The organism is Pseudomonas sp. C1C7 (assembly GCF_013359595.1).
Taxonomy (GTDB): domain Bacteria; phylum Pseudomonadota; class Gammaproteobacteria; order Pseudomonadales; family Pseudomonadaceae; genus Aquipseudomonas.
On record NZ_JABFMP010000009.1, the window covers coordinates 17,004 to 40,800 of the forward strand.

The 23,797-nt window shown below is 61.3% G+C and carries 26 protein-coding genes; 15 read left to right on the forward strand and 11 right to left on the reverse strand.

Translation table 11 applies throughout. The features are described from left to right. Positions 1–12: 12 nt before the first annotated feature. The 3 genes from HNO86_RS09610 (at position 13) to HNO86_RS09620 (ending at position 2,627) form a co-directional block, all read left to right on the forward strand. Positions 13–219 (forward strand): hypothetical protein, encoded by a 207-nt coding sequence (locus HNO86_RS09610; RefSeq protein ID WP_175376765.1) that lies wholly within the window; start codon positions 13–15, stop codon positions 217–219. Between the two features lie 78 nt (positions 220–297). Beyond that, the gene (locus HNO86_RS09615; protein ID WP_175376766.1) at positions 298–1,020 is read left to right on the forward strand and encodes a winged helix-turn-helix domain-containing protein; all 723 of its coding nucleotides are present in this window, start codon (positions 298–300) and stop codon (positions 1,018–1,020) included. Then, positions 1,017–2,627, forward strand: a complete 1,611-nt coding sequence (locus HNO86_RS09620) for an ATP-binding protein (protein ID WP_175376767.1) — start codon at positions 1,017–1,019, stop codon at positions 2,625–2,627. The genes HNO86_RS09615 and HNO86_RS09620 overlap by 4 nt, the downstream gene beginning before the upstream one ends. A 60-nt stretch (positions 2,628–2,687) precedes the next feature. Here the strand turns inward: HNO86_RS09620 and HNO86_RS09625 are convergent, their stop codons facing one another. Next, on the reverse strand, positions 2,688–3,413 hold the full coding sequence (locus HNO86_RS09625; RefSeq protein ID WP_218583517.1) for a 4'-phosphopantetheinyl transferase: 726 nt from the start codon (positions 3,411–3,413) through the stop codon (positions 2,688–2,690). Between the two features lie 176 nt (positions 3,414–3,589). Between HNO86_RS09625 and HNO86_RS09630 the strand changes: the two genes are divergently transcribed. From HNO86_RS09630 to HNO86_RS09640, 3 genes are all read left to right on the forward strand, one after another. Then, on the forward strand, positions 3,590–3,913 hold the full coding sequence (locus tag HNO86_RS09630) for a hypothetical protein (protein WP_175376769.1): 324 nt from the start codon (positions 3,590–3,592) through the stop codon (positions 3,911–3,913). A 64-nt stretch (positions 3,914–3,977) separates the two neighbouring features. Next, a complete protein-coding gene (locus HNO86_RS09635) occupies positions 3,978–4,655 on the forward strand; it encodes a response regulator transcription factor (RefSeq protein WP_175376770.1) in 678 nt (225 codons plus the stop codon). Then, positions 4,652–5,998: an ATP-binding protein gene (locus tag HNO86_RS09640; RefSeq protein ID WP_175376771.1), complete on the forward strand. Its 1,347-nt coding sequence runs from the start codon at positions 4,652–4,654 to the stop codon at positions 5,996–5,998. The genes HNO86_RS09635 and HNO86_RS09640 overlap by 4 nt, the downstream gene beginning before the upstream one ends. 83 nt (positions 5,999–6,081) lie before the next feature. Here the strand turns inward: HNO86_RS09640 and HNO86_RS09645 are convergent, their stop codons facing one another. Further along, positions 6,082–7,095: an AraC family transcriptional regulator gene (locus HNO86_RS09645; RefSeq protein ID WP_175376772.1), complete on the reverse strand. Its 1,014-nt coding sequence runs from the start codon at positions 7,093–7,095 to the stop codon at positions 6,082–6,084. Positions 7,096–7,434: 339 nt separating this feature from the next. Here HNO86_RS09645 and HNO86_RS09650 point away from each other — a divergent pair, with 339 nt between their 5' ends. Together HNO86_RS09650 and HNO86_RS09655 are read left to right on the forward strand one after the other, a co-directional pair. Beyond that, positions 7,435–8,769 (forward strand): dicarboxylate/amino acid:cation symporter, encoded by a 1,335-nt coding sequence (locus HNO86_RS09650; RefSeq protein ID WP_175376773.1) that lies wholly within the window; start codon positions 7,435–7,437, stop codon positions 8,767–8,769. Between the two features lie 274 nt (positions 8,770–9,043). Then, positions 9,044–10,225, forward strand: coding sequence for a CaiB/BaiF CoA-transferase family protein (locus tag HNO86_RS09655; protein WP_175376774.1), 1,182 nt, complete (start codon positions 9,044–9,046; stop codon positions 10,223–10,225). 64 nt (positions 10,226–10,289) lie between these two features. On the opposite strand, the gene HNO86_RS09660 is transcribed toward HNO86_RS09655, so the two are convergent. Both HNO86_RS09660 and HNO86_RS09665 read right to left on the reverse strand, forming a co-directional pair. Further along, on the reverse strand, positions 10,290–10,784 hold the full coding sequence (locus HNO86_RS09660; protein ID WP_175376775.1) for a SprT family zinc-dependent metalloprotease: 495 nt from the start codon (positions 10,782–10,784) through the stop codon (positions 10,290–10,292). A gap of 159 nt (positions 10,785–10,943) precedes the next feature. Next, complete coding sequence (locus tag HNO86_RS09665) at positions 10,944–11,546, reverse strand: Yip1 family protein (RefSeq protein ID WP_175376776.1); 603 nt, start codon at positions 11,544–11,546, stop codon at positions 10,944–10,946. A gap of 359 nt (positions 11,547–11,905) precedes the next feature. Between HNO86_RS09665 and ttcA the strand changes: the two genes are divergently transcribed. Next, entirely contained in the window at positions 11,906–12,730 is an 825-nt protein-coding gene (gene ttcA, locus HNO86_RS09670) for a tRNA 2-thiocytidine(32) synthetase TtcA (RefSeq protein WP_175376777.1), read from the forward strand. A gap of 57 nt (positions 12,731–12,787) precedes the next feature. Beyond that, positions 12,788–13,462, forward strand: coding sequence for a DNA-3-methyladenine glycosylase I (locus HNO86_RS09675; protein ID WP_175376778.1), 675 nt, complete (start codon positions 12,788–12,790; stop codon positions 13,460–13,462). A gap of 86 nt (positions 13,463–13,548) precedes the next feature. On the opposite strand, the gene HNO86_RS09680 is transcribed toward HNO86_RS09675, so the two are convergent. From HNO86_RS09680 to arsC, 3 genes are read right to left on the reverse strand one after another with little or no spacing between them, the layout of a single operon-like run. Beyond that, positions 13,549–13,974 (reverse strand): DUF2069 domain-containing protein, encoded by a 426-nt coding sequence (locus HNO86_RS09680; protein ID WP_175376779.1) that lies wholly within the window; start codon positions 13,972–13,974, stop codon positions 13,549–13,551. A gap of 2 nt (positions 13,975–13,976) precedes the next feature. Then, complete coding sequence (wrbA, locus tag HNO86_RS09685; RefSeq protein ID WP_175376780.1) at positions 13,977–14,573, reverse strand: NAD(P)H:quinone oxidoreductase; 597 nt, start codon at positions 14,571–14,573, stop codon at positions 13,977–13,979. Next, positions 14,570–14,923, reverse strand: a complete 354-nt coding sequence (arsC, locus tag HNO86_RS09690) for an arsenate reductase (glutaredoxin) (protein ID WP_175376781.1) — start codon at positions 14,921–14,923, stop codon at positions 14,570–14,572. Before arsC ends, wrbA begins: the two co-directional genes overlap by 4 nt. A 115-nt stretch (positions 14,924–15,038) precedes the next feature. Between arsC and HNO86_RS09695 the strand changes: the two genes are divergently transcribed. Continuing rightward, on the forward strand, positions 15,039–15,509 hold the full coding sequence (locus HNO86_RS09695; protein ID WP_175376782.1) for a TlpA disulfide reductase family protein: 471 nt from the start codon (positions 15,039–15,041) through the stop codon (positions 15,507–15,509). Between the two features lie 171 nt (positions 15,510–15,680). On the opposite strand, the gene HNO86_RS09700 is transcribed toward HNO86_RS09695, so the two are convergent. Beyond that, positions 15,681–16,085: an META domain-containing protein gene (locus HNO86_RS09700; RefSeq protein ID WP_175376783.1), complete on the reverse strand. Its 405-nt coding sequence runs from the start codon at positions 16,083–16,085 to the stop codon at positions 15,681–15,683. Continuing rightward, complete coding sequence (locus tag HNO86_RS09705; protein WP_175376784.1) at positions 16,085–16,519, reverse strand: hypothetical protein; 435 nt, start codon at positions 16,517–16,519, stop codon at positions 16,085–16,087. The genes HNO86_RS09700 and HNO86_RS09705 overlap by 1 nt, the downstream gene beginning before the upstream one ends. A 134-nt stretch (positions 16,520–16,653) precedes the next feature. On the opposite strand from HNO86_RS09705, the gene HNO86_RS09710 reads away from it, so the two are divergent. Continuing rightward, positions 16,654–17,058, forward strand: coding sequence for a hypothetical protein (locus tag HNO86_RS09710; RefSeq protein WP_175376785.1), 405 nt, complete (start codon positions 16,654–16,656; stop codon positions 17,056–17,058). A gap of 5 nt (positions 17,059–17,063) precedes the next feature. Here HNO86_RS09710 and HNO86_RS09715 read toward each other — a convergent pair whose 3' ends face one another. Beyond that, on the reverse strand, positions 17,064–18,053 hold the full coding sequence (locus HNO86_RS09715) for a 2-hydroxyacid dehydrogenase (protein ID WP_175376786.1): 990 nt from the start codon (positions 18,051–18,053) through the stop codon (positions 17,064–17,066). A 60-nt stretch (positions 18,054–18,113) separates the two neighbouring features. Next, positions 18,114–20,867 carry a response regulator gene (locus HNO86_RS09720; protein ID WP_175376787.1) on the reverse strand — a complete coding sequence of 918 codons (2,754 nt, stop codon included), beginning with the start codon at positions 20,865–20,867 and terminating at the stop codon, positions 18,114–18,116. 216 nt (positions 20,868–21,083) lie between these two features. On the opposite strand from HNO86_RS09720, the gene HNO86_RS09725 reads away from it, so the two are divergent. From HNO86_RS09725 to HNO86_RS09735, 3 genes are all read left to right on the forward strand, one after another. After that, positions 21,084–21,803 (forward strand): response regulator transcription factor, encoded by a 720-nt coding sequence (locus HNO86_RS09725; protein ID WP_175376788.1) that lies wholly within the window; start codon positions 21,084–21,086, stop codon positions 21,801–21,803. Then, positions 21,793–23,151: a sensor histidine kinase gene (locus HNO86_RS09730; protein ID WP_175376789.1), complete on the forward strand. Its 1,359-nt coding sequence runs from the start codon at positions 21,793–21,795 to the stop codon at positions 23,149–23,151. The genes HNO86_RS09725 and HNO86_RS09730 overlap by 11 nt, the downstream gene beginning before the upstream one ends. Positions 23,152–23,254: 103 nt before the next feature. Beyond that, positions 23,255–23,761 (forward strand): hypothetical protein, encoded by a 507-nt coding sequence (locus HNO86_RS09735; RefSeq protein ID WP_175376790.1) that lies wholly within the window; start codon positions 23,255–23,257, stop codon positions 23,759–23,761. Positions 23,762–23,797: the final 36 nt, after the last annotated feature.

Sequence of the window (23,797 nt, forward strand, 5' to 3'; positions counted from 1 at the left end):
GTGGATAAGCCTGTGCGTAAATTGTGTGTGAAAGAGCGAATCGGCGTGCAGGCCGCGATGCTGCTGGACCGGACTTTTTTTCAGTCTTTTTCCACCGTCCAAAACGGCCCGGCGGATTTTCAAGGGCGCGAACCCTATCACAAAAAAACGCCGTGTCCGAACGCATTTACCGGCTTGTGTTCTGCGCGGGCGACGTTTATACAATCGGCCAGCCCGTAAGAGATTTAACCTCTCAAAACATTACAAAAAGACGGGCGGATCCTTCCTTATTAGCGTTCTTGCAAGTAGAGGTCACCCGTGGAGCAACAAGCCTGGCAGATATTGATTGTGGAAGACGATCAGCGTCTGGCCGATCTGACCCGTGACTATCTGCAAGCCAATGGCCTGCGCGTATCGATCGAGGGCAATGGCGCCCTGGCGGCGGCGCGCATCATCAAGGAGCAACCGGACCTGGTGATCCTCGACCTGATGCTCCCCGGTGAAGACGGCCTGAGCATTTGCCGCAAGGTCCGCGATCGTTACGACGGCCCGATCCTGATGCTCACCGCACGCACCGACGACACCGACCAGATTCTCGGCCTCGACCTTGGCGCCGACGACTATGTGTGCAAGCCAGTGCGTCCGCGCCTGTTGCTGGCGCGCATCCAGGCCTTGTTGCGCCGCAGCGAAACCCCGGAAGTCGCGCCGGAAAAGCAGCGGCGCCTGCAGTTCGGTCCGCTGGTGGTCGACAGCGCCCTGCGCGAAGCCTGGCTGCACGACAACGGTATCGAGCTGACCAGTGCCGAGTTCGACTTGCTCTGGCTGCTGGTGGCCAATGCCGGGCGCATCCTGTCCCGGGAAGAAATCTTCACCGCATTGCGCGGCATCGGTTATGACGGCCAGGACCGCTCCATCGACGTGCGCATCTCGCGCATCCGCCCGAAAATCGGCGATGACCCGGACCATCCGCGGCTGATCAAGACCGTGCGCAGCAAAGGCTACCTGTTCGTTCCCGAGGCCTGCGTAGACTCGACCCTGTGAACTCGATCTTCCTGCGCATTTACGGCGGGATGTGCGCCGCGCTGATTCTGGTGGCGGTGCTCGGCGTGCTGGCGCTGCACATGCTCAATCAGGTGCGCGGCGAGCAGTACCGCGAGCGCCTGGCCCATGGCACGTTTTCGCTGATGGCCGACAACCTGCAACCGATGACCAAGACCGAGCGCCATCGCTCGCTGCTGGTGTGGGAGCGGTTGCTGGGGATTCCGCTGGCGCTGAAAACCTTCAGCGAAACCGACCTCGATCTGACCCAGCGCACCCGCGTGCTGCGTGGCCAGGCGTTGGTGGAGCAGACCGGCCCGCATGCGGCCCGTGTCTATCGTCTGGTCAGCGACAAGGAACAGCTTGTACTCACCGGCGACGTGCAGCAGATCAGCGAACAATTGGCCCGGGCCACCATTTACCTGTTGGCCGACGAGCTGGTGCGCTACCCGGTCGGCGAACAGCCGGTGCGCCTGGCACAGCTCAAACAGGACAAAGGCTTTGGTTTCGACTTGCGTCTGGTGACCGTGGAAGAGGCCGACATGGACGAAGACCAGAGTCGTCGCGTGTCCGAAGGCGACACGGTGATGGCGCTGGGCAAGGGTGGCGATTCGATCCGGGTGTTCGCCGGCATGGTCGGCACGCCCTGGGTGCTGGAAATCGGCCCGTTGTATCAGATGAATCCCTATCCGCCAGAGTGGCTGGTGTTGATCGCCGCTCTGGGCCTGACCCTGATCGGTCTGATCGTCTACCTGCTGGTGCGGCAACTGGAGCGCCGATTGCGCGGCCTGGAAGCGGCGGCCACGCGCATTGCCAAAGGCAGTCTGGAAACCCGCGTGCCGGCGCGCGGCGCGGACTCGGTTGGGCGTCTGGCTTCGGCGTTCAACGGCATGGCCGAGCATCTGCAACAATTGTTGGCGATCCAGCGCGAACTGGTGCGTGCGGTGTCCCACGAATTGCGCACGCCGGTGGCGCGCCTGCGCTTCGGCCTGGAGATGATCGGCTCGGCCACCACCGCGCAAGCCCTGGAAAAATACTGCGAGAGCATGGACCACGACATCGAGGACCTCGATCGTCTGGTGGATGAAATGCTGACCTATGCGCGACTGGAACAAGGCTCGCCGGCCCTGAACTTTCAGCGCATCGACCTGGATGCCCTGGTCAATCAGGTGATCGAGGAACTGGCGCCGTTGCGCATCGATATCACGGTGCAACGCGGCGTGTGTCTGTCGGCCGCCGATTGCGACGACGCCTGGGTCGAGGCCGAGCCGCGCTACCTGCACCGGGCGCTGCAGAACCTCGTGAGCAACGCCATGCGCCACGCGCAATCGAGGGTGACCATCAGCTATCAGGTGGGACAACAGCGCTGCCGGGTGGATGTCGAAGATGACGGGCCGGGCGTGCCGGAAATCGCCTGGGAAAAAATCTTCACCCCCTTCCTGCGCCTCGATGACAGTCGTACCCGTGCTTCGGGCGGGCATGGGCTGGGGTTGTCCATCGTGCGACGCATCATTCATTGGCATGATGGGCGGGCGTTGATCAGCAAGAGCAAAAGCCTGGGCGGTGCCTGTTTCAGCTTGAGTTGGCCGAGGAATCAGGAGAAACGCTGAGGTTTGGTGGGGGCTGATAGGGCCCTATCGCGAGCAGGCCCTTACAGACAGTAAAAATCCTCAGGCCTTGATACTGACCAGACTCAACAACTGCCCATCCTGCACCCCGAACTGCGCTTCAAGCTCAGTCCCATTGCGCCATTCACTGGACAGATCAGTCAGCAATCTCAACCGCACCTCCCCGGCCTCTGTCCACTCCAGCACTTCAGCATGCTCAAAATAGAAGCGCTGCTGAACGATCGGATAAAGCGCCTTGAACAGGCTTTCCTTCACCGAGAAAGTCAGCGTCACCAGCAACGCCAGATGATCCCGGCGACCCGCCGCCATACGCTGCATCTCGGGCGCAGTGAGGATTTCCCCAGCCAGGCGCTCGGCGCGTTCGGCATTGAGCAGGTTCTCCAGATCCATCCCCAGGCCGCGCCAATGGCTTTTCTTCGCAACGATGGCCGCGGCCCGGCCCGTGCTGTGGGTAATGGAACCGGTGATGTGCGCCGGCCAGACGGGCGCTCGGTCTTCACCGATGGCAGGGCTCAGACTCAGCCCTTCGAGTTTGTGCAAGGCGGCCCTGGCGCAGAGTCGTCCGGCGAGAAACTCGGCCTGACGCTTGGCGACCGATCGCTGAATGCTCGCAGGCGCCTCGATGGCGCTGCTGTGGAAATCGTCGCTTCGCAACTGCGAGGCATCGAAATGAGTGCTCAAAAGGACCGTATCGGGCAGTACGAACGGCAGCGGCCAGTGGGCATCGAGAGGCGTGCAGCAGGCGGGCAGGGCAGTTATCGAATTCATGTCGGGCATTTTGCCGGGTTGCCTCGTAGCTGGGTAGTGTTCGGGAGGCTTTGTGAAAATGCTTGGTTCAGCAAAGGTTCAGAGTGCGTTCAGGGGGAGTTCAGGGCCGGGTGCGTAGTCTTGCCGCTACCAAAAGGGCTTTACCAACACGCGTATGGCACATGAGGAAGCTTCCTATGACTGGCTTGAAAAACCTGATTCTGGCATTCACCGTCCTGGGCGTCAGTGCGGCAGCCCACGCCGCCGACAACAACTTCACACGGCCTTCCACCGGACAGACCAGCAACAAGGCCAGAAAATCCTCCGTCCTGAACTACTCGAACGTGGACGCGGTGGTCACCGATGCCAGCGTCTGGGGCGTGCAACCGGCCCGACAAATCAGCCAGAGCGGGTATTACGCCACGTATGACAAGGTGTCGGTATCCCACAATGGCATTAAACTTCGCGAGCAGGACCTCATGGGCCGCTACGATTTAACAGGTGTCAGTGAACAGTCGTGAAAACCGAAAATGATGCACGTGAGATCGTTGCACCCCTGGAGCTGTTGATGTGCGGGAGAGCGTTATGAAACTGCTGGTCGTCGAGGATGAAGCGCTGTTGCGCCATCACCTGCAAACCCGCCTGACGGAAAGTGGGCACGTGGTCGAATCGGTGCCCAACGCCGAGGAGGCGCTGTATCAGAGTGAACAGTTCAACCATGACCTGGCGGTGATCGATCTCGGCCTGCCGGGCATGAGCGGCCTGGACCTGATCCGCCAGCTGCGTTCGCGGGGCAAGACCTTTCCGATCCTGATCCTCACCGCGCGCGGCAACTGGCAGGACAAGGTCGAGGGCCTGGCCGCCGGCGCCGACGACTATGTGGTCAAGCCGTTCCAGTTCGAAGAACTCGAGGCACGGCTCAACGCGCTGCTGCGGCGTTCCAGCGGCTTCACCCAATCGACCATCGTTGCCGGGCCGCTGGTGCTGGATCTCAATCGCAAGCAGGCGTCCCTCGACGATCAGCCGCTGGCGCTGACCGCCTACGAATACCGCATCCTCGAATACCTGATGCGCCATCACCAGCAGGTCGTGGCCAAGGACCGTCTGATGGAACAGCTGTATCCCGATGACGACGAGCGCGATCCGAACGTCATCGAAGTGCTGGTGGGAAGGCTGCGGCGCAAGCTCGAGGGCAGTTCCGGCTTCAAGCCGATCGATACCGTTCGCGGCCTCGGCTATCTGTTCAATGAGCGCTGCACTTGATTCGCTCGCTTCGTGTCCGACTGATGCTCGCCGCCACTATCCTGGCGGTGTTGTTCATGCTGGCGCTGTTGCCGGCGATGCAAGGCGCGTTCAGCCTGGCGTTGCAGGACTCCATCGAGCAGCGCCTGGCGTCGGACGTGACCACGTTGATCTCCGCCGCGCGGGTGGAAAACAACCATTTGCAGATGCCGGCGCAGCTGCCTGACGAACGCTTCAACCTCACCGACAGCCGCTTGCTCGGCTACATCTACGACCGCGAAGGTCACCTGGTCTGGCGCTCCAAGGCCACCCAGGAAGAAAAAATCAACTACAAGCCACGCTATGACGGTCGCGGCAACGAGTTCGCCAGAATCAGCGAGCCCAACGGCCAGGAGTTCTTCGTCTACGACGTCGAGGTCAAGTTGCTCGGCGGCAAGAGTGCGGCGTTCAGCATCGTCGCCCTGCAACCGGTGCGCGAATACGAGGTGACCCTCGAAGGCCTGCGGGAAAACCTCTACCTGGGCTTTGGCGCCGCTTTGCTGGTGCTGCTGGCATTGCTATGGATCGGTTTGACCTGGGGTTTGCGTGCGTTGCGAAGACTCAGTCAGGAGTTGGACGAAATCGAGAGTGGCGCCCGGGAAAGTCTCAGCGAACAGCACCCCCGTGAACTGTTGCGCCTGACCGGCTCGCTCAACCGCTTGTTGCACAGCGAACGCGAGCAACGCAGCCGCTATCGCGATTCCCTCGACGATCTGGCGCACAGCCTGAAAACCCCGCTGGCGGTGCTGCAAGGGGTCAGCGAGGACATGGCGCAACGCCCCGAAGATCGTGATCAGGCCTGGGTGCTGCAAACCCAGATCGAGCGCATGAGCCAGCAGATCAGCTATCAATTACAGCGTGCCAGCCTGCGCAAGAGCGGTCTGGTACGGCATCAGGTGCACCTGCGTCCGGTGCTGCAAAGCCTGTGCGACACCCTGGACAAGGTCTATCGCGACAAGCGCGTGCGGGTGACCCTGGATTTGCCGCAGGAGTGCTACGTGCCGATCGAGCAGGGCGCCTTGCTGGAAATGATGGGCAACCTGCTGGAGAACGCTTATCGCCTGTGCCTGGGCGAAGTGCGAGTCAGCGTGCGCCAGACCATCAGTGGCCTGGAGTTGTGCGTCGAAGACGACGGCCCTGGCGTACCGCCCGACCAGCGTGCGCGAATCCTGCAAAGGGGTGAACGCCTGGATCGACAGCATCCGGGGCAGGGGATTGGCCTGGCGGTGGTCAAGGACATCATCGAAAGCTACAGCGCCAAGCTGACTCTGGGGGACTCACCCATGGGGGGCGCGGCGTTCAGGATTCATTTTCCGGTGTTGTGACAGAAAAGATCGCAGCCTTCGGCAGCTCCTGCAGGGATACGCATTCCAATGCAGGATCTGCCGAAGGCTGCGATCTTTTGCTCTTAATGCTCCTGCGCGCGATAGGCCCCAGGCGTCAACCCCGTCCACTTCTTGAACGCCCGATGAAACGCCGACGGCTCGGAAAACCCCAATTGCTCTGCGATCTGCTGCAACGGCAGGTCGTTGCGACTCAAATGGTAGATCGCAATATCGCGGCGCAACTGATCCTTCAACTCCTGAAAACTGGTGCCTTCCTCGCGCAGATGCCGGCGCAGCGTCTGCGGGCTGATATGCAGGTGCGCGGCCACGGCGTCCAGGTCCGGCCAGCGTGAACTGTCGCGACTGAGCAGGCGCCGCAGCTGACTGCTCAGACTATGGCCGTCATCCGGGCGCGACAGCAGATCCGCCGGCGAGCGTTCGAGGAAATGCCTGAGGGTGCGCTCGTCCTGCAACAGCGGCATGTTCAGGTAGCGACTGTGAAACAGCAGGCTGCTCTGTGTGGTCGCGCTATCGGGCTCGGAAAAAACCAGCGGACAGGAGAACAGCAAATCGTACTCGGCCCCGTGTTCCGGTCGCGGATAACTGAACGTGGCCTGCTCCAGGCGAATGCGCTGGCCGATCAGCCAACTGCCGAAGCGGTGCCAGGTCACCAGCAGGCATTCGCCCAGAAAGTGATCCGGGTCCCAAAGCTGCGAATCATCCAGGCTCAGGCGGATCATTTCGTCTTCGCGGGTCATCGTCAGGCGCGGGGCGTCGGGGAATAGGCTATAAAACAATAAGCCGCGATTGAGCGCCTTTTCCAGGTTGCGGCAATGAATCACCGCATGACACATCATCGCGAAGCTGCCCGGAACGCTGCGGCCTTGCCCGAATCCCAGGTATTCGTCGTCCAGCGCCAGCCTCAGCGACAGCAGCAGTCGGGTGAACTGCTCCGGTGCGATGCGCGCCCGCGGCTCGTCGAGCAACTCGGGGCTGATCCCCAATTGCTGCAACAGGTCCGAGTGGTCGTAGCCTTGCCGCTGTGCGCCGCGCAGGGCGGCGCGGGCGAAATGACTGGCGATGGTGCGTTCGCGCATGACAGGTCAATCCATCCATTGAACGGCGGATGGTAGCTGCGGTTCCAATGGCTGAACAAGGCGGATATCCGCCAAATTGCAGGATGCGTTTTGGCCAATGGGCGGAAATCCGCCACCTGGCGCTTATCGATTTGCGGTACGGGAAAACCTGCAACCCTTGATATCAAAAGGCATGCAGGGTTTTCGCGCAAGGTGGCACGGGCCTTGCGATACAACGGGCAGATGCCTGCCGTTGCGCAGCTCGAAAAAACAAATCCCTCCAGTGCAGGAGGGTTCGCAAATGAGGTCTCGTAGGCAACAGGTGGATGTTGCCAGCGCGCACTCTTGAGGAACTTTGCAATGACGACTCGTCAGCCACTGTACAAATCCCTGTATTTCCAGGTGATCGTCGCAATTGTCATCGGTATCTTGCTCGGCCACTACTATCCGCAACTCGGCGTGGCCGTGAAGCCGTTGGGTGACGGGTTCATCAAACTGATCAAGATGATCATCGCCCCGATCATCTTCTGCACCGTCGTCAGCGGCATCGCTGGCATGCAGAACATGAAGTCGGTCGGCAAGACTGGCGGTTACGCACTCCTGTACTTCGAAATCGTGTCGACCATCGCCCTGATCGTGGGCCTGGTAGTGGTCAACATCGTGCAACCGGGCGCCGGCATGCACATCGACGTCAGCACCCTGGATGCCTCGAAAGTGGCGACCTACGTGGCGCAAGGCGCTGATCAGAGCGTGATCGGCTTCCTGCTGAACATCATTCCGTCCACCATCGTCGGCGCGTTCGCCACCGGTGACATCCTGCAAGTGCTGATGTTCTCGGTGATCTTCGGTTTCGCCCTGCATCGCCTGGGCGCCTATGGCCGTCCGCTGCTCGAGTTCATCGATCGCTTCGCCCACGTGATGTTCAACATCATCAACATGATCATGAAGCTCGCGCCAATCGGTGCCTTCGGTGCCATGGCTTTCACCATCGGTGCCTACGGTGTCGGCTCGCTGGTGCAGCTGGGCCAACTGATGGCCTGCTTCTACATCACCTGCGTACTGTTCATCCTGATCGTGCTGGGCGGTATCGCTCGCATGCACGGTTTCAGCGTGCTGAAAGTGATCCGCTACATCCGTGAAGAACTGCTGATCGTACTGGGTACTTCTTCGTCCGAATCGGTACTGCCTCGCATGCTGATCAAGATGGAGCGTCTGGGCGCACAGAAATCCGTGGTGGGTCTGGTGATCCCGACCGGCTACTCGTTCAACCTCGACGGCACCGCGATCTACCTGACCATGGCCGCCGTGTTCATTGCCCAGGCAACTGACGCGCACATGGACATCACTCACCAGATCACCCTGCTGGTGGTCCTGCTGCTGTCCTCCAAAGGCGCGGCGGGCGTGACCGGTTCGGGCTTCATCGTACTGGCTGCCACCCTGTCCGCCGTGGGCCACCTGCCGGTTGCCGGCCTGGCGCTGATCCTGGGTATCGACCGCTTCATGTCCGAAGCCCGTGCCCTGACCAACCTGATCGGCAACGCCGTTGCCACCATCGTTGTGGCCAAGTGGGTCAAGGAACTGGACACCGACGTGCTGCAATCCGAACTGGCCTCGGGTGGTCGCGGTATTGCTGACGAGCGCGCGGAAGAGGAAGTGGACGTGGTCCACACCCCGACTGCCAGCAGCGTCAAGTAAACGCTTCCTGCTTCATGAAAAACCCGCTTCGGCGGGTTTTTTCATGCCCATACAATCCCTGCAGGATCTGCCGCAGGCCGCGATCTTTTGATTTTTGTATTTTCAGGATCAAAAGATCGCAGCCTCGTTTCACTCGACAGCTCCTACAGGGAGCGGCAGGCGGTTTGGAAAATTGGCGTTTGTTTGAGCACAACGGTCAGCGCAACTGTCGCATAAGGTGATTGCTCCAGAGCCCTCGGCTGCCTAGGCTGGGGGATCATCAGGGAGAACGCCCATGCTCGGTCCACTGGCATCACTGAAGGTTCTGGATTTCTCGACACTGCTGCCGGGGCCGTTTGCCTCGCTTTTGCTGGCGGACATGGGGGCCGAGGTGCTGCGCATCGAATCGCCGACCCGCATGGATCTGCTGCGGGTGCTGCCGCCCCATGACCGGGGTGTGTCGGCCAGCCATGCCTACCTCAATCGCAACAAACGCAGCCTGGCGCTGGATCTCAAGCAGCCTGAGGCGCTCGAAGTCATCAAGCAATTGCTCAAGGACTACGACATCGTGCTGGAGCAATTCCGCCCCGGCGTCATGGAGCGCCTGGGCCTGGGCTACGAGGCGCTGAAGGCGATCAATCCGAAGCTGATTTACGTGTCGATCACCGGCTACGGCCAGACCGGCCCCTACAAGGATCGCGCCGGCCATGACATCAATTACCTCGCACTGGCCGGGCTGTCGAGCTACACCGGTCGCGCCGACAGCGGGCCCCTGCCTTTGGGCGCGCAGGTGGCGGACATTGCCGGCGGCTCATTGCACGGCGTGATCGGCCTGTTGGCGGCGGTGATCGCCAGGCAGCAGACCGGGCAGGGGCAGCACCTGGATGTCAGCATGACCGATTGCGCATTCAGCCTGAACGCCATGGCCGGCGCAGGCTACCTGGCCTGTGGCGTCGAGCCGGGGAGGGAGGACCAGGTGCTCAATGGCGGCAGTTTCTATGACTATTACCGTTCGCGGGATGGCCGCTGGCTGTCGGTGGGCAGCCTGGAGCCGGGCTTCATGAAGCAATTGTGCGTCGCCCTGGGCCTGGAAGAGATGGCGGGCCTGGGGCTGTCGCCGCAGCCTGCGCAGCAGCAGAAGCTCAAGGACGCGTTGAAGACCGAGTTCGAGAAGCATGACTTTGCCGAGCTGTGCGCACTGTTTGCCGAGCTGGATGCCTGCGTCGAGCCGGTGTTGAGTGTGGGCGAGGCGGTGCGTCATCCGCAGTTGCAGGCGCGGGAACTGGTGACGCAGGTGCCTCGGGGGGATGGATCGAGCCAGGCGCAGATGGCGTGTCCGTTGAAGTTTTCAGAGGGGCTGCCGGCGCCGAGGCATATCGGGGCGGGGGTGGGGGAGCATACGGATCAGGTGTTGGGGGAGTTGGGGTTTGATGTCGGGCGGATTGCTGAATTGCGGCGGGCCAAGGTGATCATGTAGTGAATTGACCGGCTTCATCGCGAGCAGGCTCGCGATAGGCCAGTCCGCAAGCCACAAAAGCCTGCTACTCGACCCGCATCTCCCCACTGAACACCAATGTATGGCGACACCGCCGGCACAGATACCGCCGCCCCTGGTGCACCAACCGATGCCGCTGCGCTGAAAACGGAAAATCACTGTCGGCACACGGGCATTTATAGATGTAGCGGGTCACGCTGCGGCGTTTGACGTCGTAGGTGTGGCAGCGGTTGGGCGGCAGTTCGTACACGCCGCGCATGATCAATTGCCATTCCTCGCCATGGGGCTGGATGCGGTCGCCGAACAGCTGGTGGGCGATCAGGTGGGCGACCTCGTGGGCCACGGTCTGCTTGAGGAAGTCCTCGGTATTTTCCCGGTACAGCTGAGGGTTGAAGCGCAGCAGGTTCTCGTGCAAATGCGCGACACCGGCTTTTTGCCCGCGCAGCTTGAGGCTCACCACGGGGCGTTTGAAAGGTCGTTTGAAAAAGGATTCGGCTAGTTGGAAACAGTCTTCGACGCGGGTATTGAGTTGCTCGGGCATGCTTGATGGATCTCCAGAGACGTCGAGTATGCCGCAACCCTCGGGCCTTGCGTATTGGCCATGCGCCGAATGGTCGTTGCCGTTTCTGTTGCCCAGGCATTAAAAGGCCGCCTTTCGGCGGCCTGTGTTGGCAGATCTGTTTTTTATGTCGAGCTTCAACTAATTAGTGTAGACCGGCCCCACGCCGAGTCCCCAGACAATAACGGTGAACGCCATGATGGCCACCAGCACCACCAGGCCTACTGCGAGTACCGAACTTGAAAACAGGAAGCCCTCGTCAGATGGAATGTTCATGAAAGTCGGCAGGCCGACGTACAACAGGTAAACCGTGTAGCAAATCGCGGCGGTTCCGATGATCATCCCCAGCCACAGGTGCGGATACAGGGCCGCCAGCCCCCCGATGAACAGCGGAGTCGCGGTGTAGGTCGCAAACGCCACGCAGCGGGCCAGGCTCGGATTGGCGTCGTAGGTGCGGGCCATCCAGTGAATGAACGCCCCCATGACCGCCACACCGCCGAGCATTGCCAGGTACGACATGATCGACATCCATAGTGCGCTTTCCATCGTCAGCATCACGGGTGCGCGGCTGCCGATGACCCAGCCGACTTTGGTGGTGCCGATAAACGCCGAGATTGCCGGAATCGCCGCCAGAATCAGCGTGTGAGTCAGGTACATGTGGCTGATGCTTTCCTCCTGGTCGCCACGGATTTCTTTCCATTCCTGGTCGGGGTGGGTGAAAAGTCCCACTACGTGATGGATCATGCCAGTCACTCCTCTTGTTTTACCGTCGCCCCCCAGTGGAGCGCCCACGGGCCAATGGCCAAGTACGTCATAGGTCTGGATTCGAATGCGACCTTATGACGCAGTATAGGAAGGACTTAACCTCACAAGGAGCATGGGCTTAGAGCAAATCGCGCTGTAAAACCGGGGCTTAATCGCAGTTGCATCTGTAGGCGTTGCCGAAGGCTGCGATTTCTTGATTTTGCTTTTTCGCAAGCAGGATCAAAAGATCGCAGCCTTCGGCAGCTCCTACGCGGGATACGGTCCGTCAGGATGCTTCGCCCTGGAGGCGTTTTTGCGTAAAATGCCCGCCTTTCGTCACACCTCACGGATTTCGCGTCATGGGCACTCTTACGGTCAACCAGAACAAACTGCAAAAGCGCCTTCGCCGCCAGGCCGGTGAGGCTGTCGCCGATTTCAACATGATTGAAGACGGCGACAAGGTCATGGTCTGCCTGTCCGGCGGCAAGGACAGCTACACCATGCTCGACGTGCTGATGCATTTGCAGAAGGTCGCGCCGATCAAGTTCGACATCGTGGCCGTGAACATGGACCAGAAGCAGCCGGGCTTCCCCGAGCATGTGTTGCCGGCCTATCTCAAGGAGCTGGGCATCGAGTACCACATCGTCGAGAAGGACACCTACTCGGTGGTCAAGGAGCTGGTACCGGAAGGCAAGACCACGTGCTCGCTGTGCTCGCGCCTGCGCCGCGGCACGCTCTACACCTTCGCCGATGAAATCGGTGCGACCAAGATGGCTTTGGGTCACCACCGCGACGACATCGTCGAAACCTTCTTCCTGAACATGTTCTTCAACGGCTCGCTCAAGGCCATGCCGCCGAAATTGCGTGCCGACGACGGTCGCAACGTGGTGATCCGCCCGCTGGCCTACTGCAACGAGAAAGACATCCAGGCTTACTCGGACTTCAAACAGTTCCCGATCATTCCGTGCAACCTCTGCGGTTCCCAGGAAAACCTGCAACGTCAGGTGGTCAAGGAAATGCTGGTGGAGTGGGAGCGCAAGACCCCGGGCCGTACCGAGAGCATCTTCCGCAGCCTGCAGAACGTGAGCCCGTCGCAACTGGCGGACCGCAACCTGTTCGACTTCACCAACCTGCGGATCGACGAAACCGCGGCATCGCGCTTCGTCAACGTCGTCAATCTCTGATCAAACAATGTGGGGATGGATTCATCCCCACAGATCTTCCGTTCCTCAGGAGAGGGCATGCGCGATTACAAGTGGCTGAACGAGTACTGCCTGAACCGCTTCGGTTCGGCGGCTGAACTGGAAGCCCATCTGCCCGTTCCGAAAACCCCGGCGCAATTGCGCGATATCACCGACGATCGTTACCTGTCGACCATGGCCCTGCGGGTGTTTCGTGCCGGATTGAAACACAGCCTGGTGGACGCCAAGTGGCCGGCCTTCGAGGAAGTGTTCTTCAAGTTCGACCCGGAAAAAGTCGTGCTGATGAGCGCCGAGCACCTTGAGCGCCTGATGCAGGATGCGCGGATCATCCGTCACCTGGGCAAGCTCAAGAGCGTGCCGCGCAATGCGCAGTTCGTGCTGGACGTGGCCCATGAAAAGGGCAGCTTCGGTGCGTTGATCGCCGATTGGCCGGTGACCGATATCGTCGGCCTGTGGACCTTCCTGAAAAAGCGCGGCAGCCAGTTGGGTGGCCTGTCGGCGCCACGCTTCCTGCGCATGGTCGGCAAGGACACTTTCGTGCCGAGTTATGACGTGGTTGCGGCGTTGAATGCACAGAACATCATCGACAAGGTGCCGAGCAGTCTGCGCGACCTGGCGCTGGTGCAGGATGTGTTCAACCAGTGGCATGAAGAGAGTGGCGGGCGGCCGATGAGCCAGATTTCGATGATGTTGGCCTATACCGCCAATCATTGAAGAGCGAAAAGATCGCAGCCTTCGGCAGCTCCTACAGGGAAACGCATCCCAATGTAGGAGCTGCCGAAGGCTGCGATCTTTTTCTGTCAGGCGACAGCGATCTCGCCTTCCCCCGCCAACTTGCGGTTCAACTGATGCCGCCACCGCACATACAGCAGCGCTGAACAGAACACCGCCAGACTCGCCCCCATCTCCAGCAAACCGAACATCTGTCGGTTCGGGTCATACGCCGCCAGCGCGCCCTTGATGAAATACAGGTTCACCACGAAACACATCCACGAATGCCCCCGCGGGCTGCCGGTGAGCATGCCGGGCGCCAGGATCAGCAGCGGCACCAGCTCGATCAGCAGAATCACCCATGGCCGGGCGCCGTGCAGGTCCGCGACCAGCAGGTAGTAGATGCACAGCAATCCCACCAGGCCGAGAAAACACAGCAGGCTGATCACCCGCATGGCGCGGACCCGGGGTTCGAGCCATTCGATGGCGGGGAGGATCTTCGGCTTTCTGGCCACCCTCAGCCCTCCAGCTTCTGTGCGGTCTTTGCCAGGCGCATGCCCAGTGCGCGGCACAGCGCCACTTCGTGGGAATCCAGACCGCTCTTGCCGTCAGCCCCGGCGTGATGGCTGGCGCCATACGGTGTGCCGCCGCCCTGGGTTTCCAGCAGGGCCGACTCGCTGTACGGCAGGCCGGTGATGAGCATGCCGTGGTGCAGCAACGGCAACATCATCGACAGCAGGGTGGTTTCCTGGCCGCCGTGCAGGCTCGCGGTGGAGGTGAACACGCCCGCCGGTTTGCCCACCAGCGCGCCGGTCAGCCACAGGTTGCTGGTGCCATCGAGGAAATACTTGAGCGGCGCCGCCATGTTGCCGAAGCGGGTCGGGCTGCCCAGGGCCAGGCCCGCGCAGTTTTTCAGGTCGTCGAGGCTGGCGTACAGCGCGCCTTCGTCCGGAATGTCCGGCGACACGGCTTCGCATTCGGTGGAAATCGCCGGCACCGTGCGCAGCCGCGCTTCAAGCCCGGCCTGTTCGACGCCGCGGGCGATCTGCCGCGCCATTTCGTTGGTCGAGCCGCTGCGGCTGTAATACAGGACCAGAATGTACGGCGTGCTCATGGCAGCAGTTCCAGGATCTGCTCCGGCGGACGGCCGATGACGGCTTTGTCACCGACGGCCAGGATCGGACGCTCCATGAGTTTTGGATGAGCCGCGATAGCCGCGATCAGTTGCGCTTCGCTGAGCGTGGTGTCAGCAAGGTTGAGGGTTTTGTACTCGTCCTCGCCGGTGCGCAGCAGGGCCCGCGCGCCGATGCCCAGCTTGCCCAGCAGGCTCTGGATTTGCGCGGCGTCCAGCGGGGTTTCCAGGTAGCGCACCACGGTCGGGGTCAGGCCGCGGGCTTCGAGCAGTTCGAGCGCACCGCGGGATTTCGAGCAGCGCGGGTTGTGATAAAGCGTCAGATCGGTCATGAGCGGGTCGCATGTTGTGTAAGGTGGCGGCTATTCTAACTGTGCAGCGCGTAATCCAGAACCGTGGGAGGCAATGGGTCGCGGCAGTATTCTTTTTTCGACAAGGAATCACGACATGGCAAGGCGACTGGCAGCGGCATTGGCGATCTTCGGCGCGTTGATGCTGACGGGGTGCGGGGGTAACGACTACGGGATCGATCAGAACGGGCAGAAGGTCGCTGCCGATCGCCTGGACGATAAATGGCTGGTGCTCAACTACTGGGCCGAATGGTGCGGTCCGTGCCGAACCGAGATTCCGGAACTGAATCACCTGTCCGAGCAGCTCAAGGACAAAAAGATCGGGGTGTTCGGGGTCAACTTCGACAACGTGCAGGGTGAAGAACTGAAGAGCGCGAGCGAGAAGCTGGGGATCAAGTTCACCGTGCTGGCGCAGGATCCTTCCGAGCTGTTCGAGCTGCCGCGCAGTGAGGCCTTGCCGGTGACCTACATCATCGACAACAAGGGCAAGGTGCGCGAACAGTTGATGGGCGAGCAGACGGCTGCGGGGGTGATGGCGAAGCTGGAGGCGTTGCAGGCGAAGAATTGATTTGCTGACTCAGGACCTGTAGCAGCTGGCGCAGCCTGCGTCCGGCTGCGCAGCAGTCGTAAAACCTGAGTGCGAGATTTGCCTGAAACACCGCATCGTCTGATTTCACGTCTGCTTCGCAGCCGGACGCAGGCTGCGCCAGCTGCTACAGGGCTGCGTCTGCTTCAGGGATCAACCCTCTTCAAGCCACCAGCGCAGCGGCTTGCCTTCGGCAGGCCAGAAGCGCATCTGCTCGATGGACGAGACGTCCCAGCGCTGCACGTTTTCCAGGGCCTGCAGGAAACGTTTTTCCTGTTCCATCAGCGCCGGCGCGCAGAGTTTGCGGGTGCTGCCGATCTTGCCGAAGGTCAGCTTGTCGCCCTCGAGGGTGTATGGCGCGAACCAGTGGTTGCAACCGCCATTGCCGTAGGCGCGGCCGTCTTCACCGAGGGTGATGGTCAGGTGGCTGTAATCCATCAGCGGGCGATCGCCGATCCACTCCAGAATGTAGCTGCGGTTCTGCTGCAATTGCACCGGTTCGGCGGCGCAGCCCATGAGGCCGACACCTACCATCGCGGCCAGAGCCTGGTGTTTCATCAAGCAGGCTCCTGGCATTTCGGGCACAGGTGCTTCTCACCGACAGACTTCCAGCCCAGCTCGGCAATGCGCGCCGTGGCGGCAGGCTTTTGCGCCTTCTCGCCCAGTTTGGCGTCGACCGCGAACTCGAAGCTCAGCTCCTTGGCGCAGCTGTCGCAGTTCACCTGCCAGGTGTGAATCGCCAGTTCGCCGAACACCGGACCACTGGCCACCGCCACCCATTGGCCGGGCGGGTTGATCAAGTGGCGAACCGTTTCGACGGTCAGGCGCATGGACAGGTCCTTGGCGCCCTTGAGGGTGACCACCAGCACATCGTTATTACGAATCGAGCCGCCGTTGCCGGTGACCTGATAACGTCCCGGCACCAGGGCGCGGCATTCTGTGAGGGTGTGTTGCGGGTTCATCAGGCTGTAGCGGAAATCGTGTTCGACCATGGGTCCTCCAAATATGCGCGACATGCTAGCACGGGCATAAGGACAGCATGATGCGGGCAGATGACCTTCGATCAGGTTCATCGGGTCGACCGACTCATGGCACACTGCGGCTTTTCAATCCCCAGGGAACGGACATGGCGTTAATCGAGTGTTTCGAGTGCAAGCAACGCATCAGTTCAACGGCGCCTGCGTGCATTCATTGCGGCGCACCTGCGGCCGCGCAAGCGGTTGCTGCAACCCCATCTTCAGCGCCGCAACAAGCACCTCTTTCTTTCGGGCGACTGCCAACTGATGAGAGCGTGCCACGGGCCACTCCCGCGGCGTTCCGGCGTCGGCGTCAAGCGCAAGCCGAGCCAGAAGTCGCGGCCTCGGTTGCCGCGCCGACCGGCCCGCGCAAGGTAGAACTGTGGCTGAAGATCATGGTGTTTTTGCTGCCGGCGTTTTTTGTCTGGTTCCTGCTGCGCCGTGGGCACAGCGCCCTGCAACGCCTGATCGGCTTCGCCTGGTTGGGACTGCTGATTCTGCTGACCAAGGCCTGAGCCGATCAGCCCTCGACCCGGTTCTGTGCGTTACCGGCCGCCCACGCCGCGATGTTCTGCAAGGTCGTCGCGGCAATCGCACCCAAGGCCTCGCGGGTCAGGAAGGCCTGGTGCGCGGTGATGATCACGTTAGGAAAAGTCAGCAATCGCGCCAGCACGTCGTCCTGCAACGGCAGGTCGGAACGGTCCTCGAAGAACAGTTGCGCTTCCTCTTCATACACGTCCAGCCCCAGGTAACCCAATTGGCCGTCCTTTAATGCATCGATCAGCGCAGGCGTGTCCACCAGGCCGCCGCGGCCGGTGTTGATCAGCATCGCGCCCGGTTGCATATGCGCCAGCGTTTCGCGGTTGATCAAATGTTTGCTCTGCTCGTTGAGCGGGCAGTGCAGGCTGATGATCTGCGATTCGGCCAGCAGTTGCGGCAGGTCCAGATAACGGGCGCCCAGCGCTTCGACCTGTGGGTTGGGGTAGGGGTCATAGGCCAGTAACTGGCAGCCGAAGCCGTGCATGATTTTCGCGAAGGTCGCGCCGATCTGCCCGGTGCCGACCACGCCGACGGTCTTGCCCACCAGATCGAAGCCGGTCAGGCCATGCAGGGTGAAATCGCCTTCGCGGGTGCGGTTGTAGGCGCGGTGCAAGCGCCGGTTCAGCGCCAGGATCAGCGCCACCGCGTGCTCGGCGACGGCATGGGGTGAGTAGGCCGGAACCCGCACGATGGTCAGCCCCAGGCGTTTGGCCGCCGCGAGGTCGACATGGTTGTAACCGGCCGAGCGCAGGGCAATCAGGCGCGTGCCGCCGGCTGCGAGGCGTTCCAGCACCGGGGCGCTCAGGTCATCGTTGATGAAGGCGCAGACCACCTCGTGATGTGCCGCCAGCGCCGCCGTATCCAGACTCAGTCGCGCGGCTTGAAAGTGCAATTCGATGCCGGCCGGCAAGTCGGCGGCGAGAAAACTGTCGCGGTCGTAGGTCTGGCTGCTGAAAAGAATGGTGCGCATGAATGCTCCTGATCCCCTGGTTACATTATTCAGCCTTTACACCCGGTGTATTGCCCTGAATCAAGCATTGATCCGCGCCTGCGCCGCCAGGCGATTGATCGCCCGGTCGAGTTCTTCCAGGGCGCCGAAGGCCTTGGGGTCCTGTTGCTTGAGCAGGGTTTCGCTGCGCTGGCAGGCGGCGCGCAGTTGCGGGACGCCGCAATAACGGGTGGCGCCGTGCAGGCGGTGGACCCGTTCGATCAAGGCGTTGTGGTCGCGGTTTGCTTGGGCCTGGCGAATCGCCTCGCGGTCGGCCTCCAGCGATGCCAGCAACATCGCCAGCATGTCCGCGGCCAGATCGGCCTTGCCCGCGGCCAGGCGCAAACCTTCTTCGTGATCCAGAACCTGCAACTCATAGGCGCCGCCATGATTGTCGCCCGGGCGTTCCGGGCTGTGATTGCGCAGCGCCAGGCCACTCCATTTGAGCACCACCTGCGCCAGCTGCCGCTCGCTGATCGGTTTGGTCAGGTAGTCGTCCATGCCGCTTTGCAGCAGCGCGCGTTTTTCGTTGGCCATGGCGTGGGCGGTGAGGGCAACGATCGGCAGCGGCGTGCAATGCCGTTCGCTTTCCCACTGACGGATCGCTTCGGTGGTCTGGCGCCCGTCCATGCCGGGCATCTGCACGTCCATCAGCACCAGATCGAAGGTCTCGGTCTGCACCGCCTTGACCGCGGCGTACCCGCTTTCCACCGCGAGCACTTTGGCGCCCATGTCCTCGAGCAGGGTCTGCACCAACAGCAGGTTGGCCGGGTTGTCGTCGACGCAAAGCACCTTCGGCGCGCGGCTGGACACCGGCTCGCCGGGTTCGCTGCGCGGCAGGCGCGGGTTGACCAGATCCGACAGCGCCCGGCGCAGCTTGCGGGTGCAGGCAGGCTTGGCCTGAAGCTGGCTGTGGGGGTTGGGTACCGAAAGGTGGAACAGCGTCTGTTCCGTGGTCGGGCACAGCACCAGCACCTTGCAGCCCAGGTGTTCGAGGTCCCAGATGTGCTGGTTCAGACGCTCCGGCGGCATGTCGTTGCTGGTGACGCCCAGCACCGCCAGATCGATCGCCTGTTCGGTCTGATGGGCAACCGTCACGCCATTGGTGAGGCTTTCCAGGTTGGCGAACGGGGCGACCGTCAGCCCGCAATCCTCTAGCTGATGCTGCAACGCCTGACGGGCCAGCTCGTGATTTTCCAGCACCGCCACGCGCCGCCCGGACAACGGCGGGCCGGGCAGGTCTTCGGCATCGTCGCGGGTTTTCGGCAGGCTCAGGCTGATCCAGAACTCCGAACCTTCGCCCGGGATACTCTCGACGCCGATCTCGCCACCCATCTGTTCGATCAAACGCTTGGAAATCACCAGCCCGAGGCCGGTGCCGCCGGGTTGCCGTGACAGCGAGTTGTCGGCCTGACTGAAGGCCTGGAACAACGCGCGCACATCCTGGTTGGACAGGCCGATCCCGGTGTCCTGAATGCTGATGCGCAGTTGCACGCTGTCTTCGTGCTCTTCTTCGAGCATGGCGCGGGCGACGATAGTGCCCTCGCGGGTGAACTTGATCGCGTTGCTGACCAGGTTGGTGAGGATCTGCTTGAGTCGCAACGGATCGCCCACCAGCGACAGCGGCGTGTCGCGGTATACGAGGCTCACCAGCTCCAGCTGCTTGGCGTGGGCGGCGGGGGCGAGGATGGTCAGGGTGTCCTGCAGCAGGTCGCGCAGGTTGAACGGAATATGGTCGAGCACCAGTTTGCCGGCCTCGATCTTCGAGAAGTCGAGGATCTCGTTGATGATCCCCAGCAGGCTGTCGGCGGATTTTTCGATGGTGCCCAGATAGTCGAGCTGGCGCGGGGTCAGCTCGCTTTTTTGCAGCAGGTGAGTGAAACCGAGAATGCCGTTGAGCGGTGTGCGGATCTCGTGGCTCATGTTGGCGAGGAACTCGGATTTGATCCGGCTCGCTTCCAGGGCCTCCTTGCGCGCCAGGTCGAGTTCGATGTTCTGGATTTCGATGGTTTCCAGGTTCTGGCGCACGTCTTCGGTGGCCTGGTCGACGCTGTGCTGCAATTCTTCCTGGGCGTTCTGCAGGGTGCCGGCCATGCGGTTGATGCCGTACGCCAGTTCATCCAGTTCCTGGCTGCCGAGAGGGGGCAGGCGGGTTTCCAGATGGCCGTCCTTGAGTTGGGCCACGGCCTGCTTGATCTGGGTGATCGGCCGATTGATCGTGCGGCCCATGCGCAAGGCCAGCAGCGCCGCGCCACCAAGCCCGGCCAGGATCATCATCAGGCTGGCGAACAGGCTGCGATAGCCGCGCAGCAACATGCCGTTGTGGGACAGTTCCAGTTCGACCCAGCCCAGCAGCCGGTCGGTTTCCTCGGGGATGACGTCAGCCGCCAGATTGCGGTGTTTGCCGAACACCGGCAGCAGGTAGCGGGTTGCATCGTTGCCGCTGCGGCTGAGCATCTGCGAGCCATCACCCAGTGGCGCCGGATTGAGCATGATGGGCCCGGCGTGTGCCAGCAGCGAGCGGTCCGGCGCGAGGAAGCTCACAGCGCGCACATCTGTTTGTTCCAGGGATTGGGTGGCAATGCGCTCCAGCAGGTCGCTGTTCTTGTGGCCCATCGCCGGTGCCACCAGGGGAGCGAGCTGCTCGGCGATCATCTGGCCGCGCTGCATGAGTTGGGCGTGCAGGTCCGCTTGTTGCAGCCAGGTGAAATAGCCGCCCAGGACCAACGCCATCAGACTGGTTGGCAACAGGGTCAGCAATAGCACGCGGCCTTTAATTCCCAGTTTCGTGAGCACGCATCTCTCCTGCATCCAGCTATCGATAGACCTGCGCATGCGTCCGGCACGCACCATTTGCGCAGTGTAGCGATTTGCACGCGGGCAATCTTCGTAAAAATCGATGGCGTCATTCGTCGCCCGAAGCGGCAGTTTCCACTCGCGCTCAGCCCCTCGACTTGTCCCGCACCGCTCAATCTTGAATAATCGCCAACTGAGAATTATTTGCAGATAACCATGACTCCCATCGCAGCCGTCCATCCCCGCATCCTTTCCATCGAAGACGACCTGGTGCTCGGTGCCTATGTTCACGAACATCTGGGCCGTAGCGGCTTTCAGGTGACCTGGTGCCAGAACGGCCAGGAAGGACTGGACGCCGCCCGCCGGCAACCCTTCGATGTGGTGCTGATGGACATTCTGCTCCCCGGTCTTGACGGTCTTTCGGTGCTGACGCAATTGCGCCAGAGCCATTCGACGCCGGTGCTGCTGATGTCGGCGCTCGGTGCCGAAGCCGATCGCATCAGCGGCTTCCGTCTGGGCGCCGACGATTATCTGCCCAAGCCTTTCAGCATGGTCGAGTTGCGGGTGCGCATCGAAGCGATTCTTCGGCGGGTTGCGCTTGATCGATGGCCGACGCCGGTGACCATCGCCCCGGTCGTGGACAATCTGCGTTTCGACGACGAACTGTTCGACGTGATCTACGGCGGGCAGGCGGCGGGTCTGACCCGAACCGAGTATCGACTGCTGGAAACCCTCAATCGCAACGACGATGAAGTCCTGAGCAAAGCCTTCCTTTATCAGCACGTCCTGCAACGCGGCTACGCGGCCCATGACCGTAGTCTGGACATGCACATCAGCCAGATCCGCCGCAAGCTCAAGGCCGTCGGCTATACCGAGCGCGAAGTGCGCACCGTCTGGGGCAAGGGCTACATCCTGAGTGCCGGCGATGAAATGTAATCTGCCGGGACGGCACTCGCTGTTCTGGAAGCTTGCCTGTTTGCTGGTGGCCTTCTGTCTGTTGATGATCTGGCTGAGCTGGTCCTGGGGGCGCTACATGGAAGAGCGCAACCAGTTCCTGTCCGATGAGGCCCGCAGCACCCTGACGCGCTATGCCGCCGAAGCCGAACAGGCGTGGCAGCAGGACCAGCGCGATGGCATCGATCGATGGCTGCAGGGCATGCGCCAGCGGGAGAAGAGTTGGGTGGGCGTCATCGGCGGCGATTTGCAGTCGCTGAGCAGCCAATGGCTGTCGGAAAAAGACACCGAGCACCTGACCTTTCTGCGAGGCCTGGATTGGCCCATCCACAAGAAAGGCCGGCCATGGATGCGCGTACCCTTTCCCCACGATCCGGCCGCCGGCAGCCTGGTGATCGAACTGCCCGAACGCTTTGTGCCCGGTCGCTACCGGGTGTTCTGGCGGGTGATCACCAACGGCGTCATTCCCGGGCTCTTCACTTTATTGCTGTGCGTCGGCCTGTACCGCTTGCTGGTGGTGCCGCTCAATCATCTGCGCGCGCAGGCCAATGCCTGGCGCGCCGATCAATTGAACGTGCGGCTGTCCAGTCGCACCACCAACCGGGCTGATGAGCTGGGCGAACTGGGCAGGGCGTTCGATCACATGTCCGAACGCCTGCAAAGCACCGTGGCCTTGCAGCAGCAATTGCTGCGCGACCTGTCCCACGAACTGCGCACGCCGCTTAGTCGACTGCGAGTGGCCAGTGAAAGCGAGGAGGATCTGCAAGCTCTGCGCGAGCGCATCGGCCGCGAGGTCGACGGCATGCAGCGACTGGTCGACGACACCCTGCAACTGGCCTGGCTCGACACCGAACGCACCCGCCTGCCAGACGAAGCGATCCAGATCCAGGCCCTGTGGGAAATGCTCACCGAAAATGCCTGCTACGAAAGCTGCTGGCCGGGCGGACAACTGCAGTGTTCGGTGGACGCCTCCTGCTGGGTTCGCGGCCATCTCAACACTCTGGCCCAGGCGCTGGAAAACATGCTGCGCAACGCCATTCGACATTCACCCGAGGGCGGCATCGTCCGGCTTGCCGGTCGACGGGACGGCGATTACTGGCACCTGTGGCTGGAGGATCAGGGTGGCGGCGTGGCGGAAGCGGATCTGGAGCGGATCTTCCTGCCTTTCACGCGTCTCGACGGCTCGCGGCCGGGGGATGGTGGTTTTGGATTGGGGTTGAGCATTGCCAGGAATGCGGTGCAGCGGCAGGGCGGCCAGCTTTGGGCGCAGAACACCGGGAGCGGGTTGCGGATGAATATGCGGTTGTTGGTTCATCCGGTGCCGGGTTGAGATAATTCGCAACATCTTTAAAGGCTGTTGGTTGGATATAGTACTCAAGGTCTTTATTTGAGGGGCGATATCTATTCTGATAATAAAAGCCAGGGAGATGTTTATGAATGTGTACTTCTCTAACCAATCGATGAGGTCGGATCCTTACCTCATTAAAAATCCTCTCGAGACGACCAACAGCTTTACCAAGACAAATGTGGATGATGCTGTTGATGCGTTGAAGTTGAAGTCGAACAGCGAACTCTCACTTGAAGATATCAAGGAGACTCTGAAGAAGTATGACTTCACCTCCATCAGTACCAAGGAACTCGCCGAGGTGGGTTCCTTGCTATTCAAAAACAGTTTGATTGGCGGGGTGGTCGCGCATTTTTTCACTTCTGGAAGAATGGCCTATGACGATGCAGGTCTTCCTGCCGGAACTGATGTTAAATTCAATGCGGTAGCTCTGTTTAACGAGATGCTCGATGACAGGCTCACTCATAAAAGAACGGAAGCTGAGGGGTTTCATGAACTGACAAGGAACTTGACTCAGGCAAATCACATACTGGGTGCACTGTCCTATTTCGTGAACTCACCTCAGGGCGACATTTCCGTCAACATCGAAGCCTGAGTTAGCAGTGCCCGCACACGCGGCGTACGGGCACCT

Bases quoted from the DNA above. Each gene is read 5' to 3' on its own strand.
- HNO86_RS09730 (WP_175376789.1), top strand. From the start codon at position 21,793: ATGAAATGTAATCTGCCGGGACGGCACTCGCTGTTCTGGAAGCTTGCC.
- HNO86_RS09695 (WP_175376782.1), top strand. From the start codon at position 15,039: ATGGCAAGGCGACTGGCAGCGGCATTGGCGATCTTCGGCGCGTTGATG.
- HNO86_RS09705 (WP_175376784.1), bottom strand. From the start codon at position 16,519: ATGGTCGAACACGATTTCCGCTACAGCCTGATGAACCCGCAACACACC.
- HNO86_RS09630 (WP_175376769.1), top strand. From the start codon at position 3,590: ATGACTGGCTTGAAAAACCTGATTCTGGCATTCACCGTCCTGGGCGTC.
- HNO86_RS09675 (WP_175376778.1), top strand. From the start codon at position 12,788: ATGCGCGATTACAAGTGGCTGAACGAGTACTGCCTGAACCGCTTCGGT.
- arsC (WP_175376781.1), bottom strand. From the start codon at position 14,923: ATGACCGATCTGACGCTTTATCACAACCCGCGCTGCTCGAAATCCCGC.
- HNO86_RS09665 (WP_175376776.1), bottom strand. From the start codon at position 11,546: ATGATCCATCACGTAGTGGGACTTTTCACCCACCCCGACCAGGAATGG.
- HNO86_RS09635 (WP_175376770.1), top strand. From the start codon at position 3,978: ATGAAACTGCTGGTCGTCGAGGATGAAGCGCTGTTGCGCCATCACCTG.
- HNO86_RS09650 (WP_175376773.1), top strand. From the start codon at position 7,435: ATGACGACTCGTCAGCCACTGTACAAATCCCTGTATTTCCAGGTGATC.
- HNO86_RS09625 (WP_218583517.1), bottom strand. From the start codon at position 3,413: ATGAATTCGATAACTGCCCTGCCCGCCTGCTGCACGCCTCTCGATGCC.
- HNO86_RS09660 (WP_175376775.1), bottom strand. From the start codon at position 10,784: ATGCCCGAGCAACTCAATACCCGCGTCGAAGACTGTTTCCAACTAGCC.
- HNO86_RS09715 (WP_175376786.1), bottom strand. From the start codon at position 18,053: ATGCGCACCATTCTTTTCAGCAGCCAGACCTACGACCGCGACAGTTTT.
- HNO86_RS09735 (WP_175376790.1), top strand. From the start codon at position 23,255: ATGAATGTGTACTTCTCTAACCAATCGATGAGGTCGGATCCTTACCTC.
- HNO86_RS09710 (WP_175376785.1), top strand. From the start codon at position 16,654: ATGGCGTTAATCGAGTGTTTCGAGTGCAAGCAACGCATCAGTTCAACG.
- HNO86_RS09655 (WP_175376774.1), top strand. From the start codon at position 9,044: ATGCTCGGTCCACTGGCATCACTGAAGGTTCTGGATTTCTCGACACTG.
- HNO86_RS09645 (WP_175376772.1), bottom strand. From the start codon at position 7,095: ATGCGCGAACGCACCATCGCCAGTCATTTCGCCCGCGCCGCCCTGCGC.
- ttcA (WP_175376777.1), top strand. From the start codon at position 11,906: ATGGGCACTCTTACGGTCAACCAGAACAAACTGCAAAAGCGCCTTCGC.
- wrbA (WP_175376780.1), bottom strand. From the start codon at position 14,573: ATGAGCACGCCGTACATTCTGGTCCTGTATTACAGCCGCAGCGGCTCG.
- HNO86_RS09725 (WP_175376788.1), top strand. From the start codon at position 21,084: ATGACTCCCATCGCAGCCGTCCATCCCCGCATCCTTTCCATCGAAGAC.
- HNO86_RS09700 (WP_175376783.1), bottom strand. From the start codon at position 16,085: ATGAAACACCAGGCTCTGGCCGCGATGGTAGGTGTCGGCCTCATGGGC.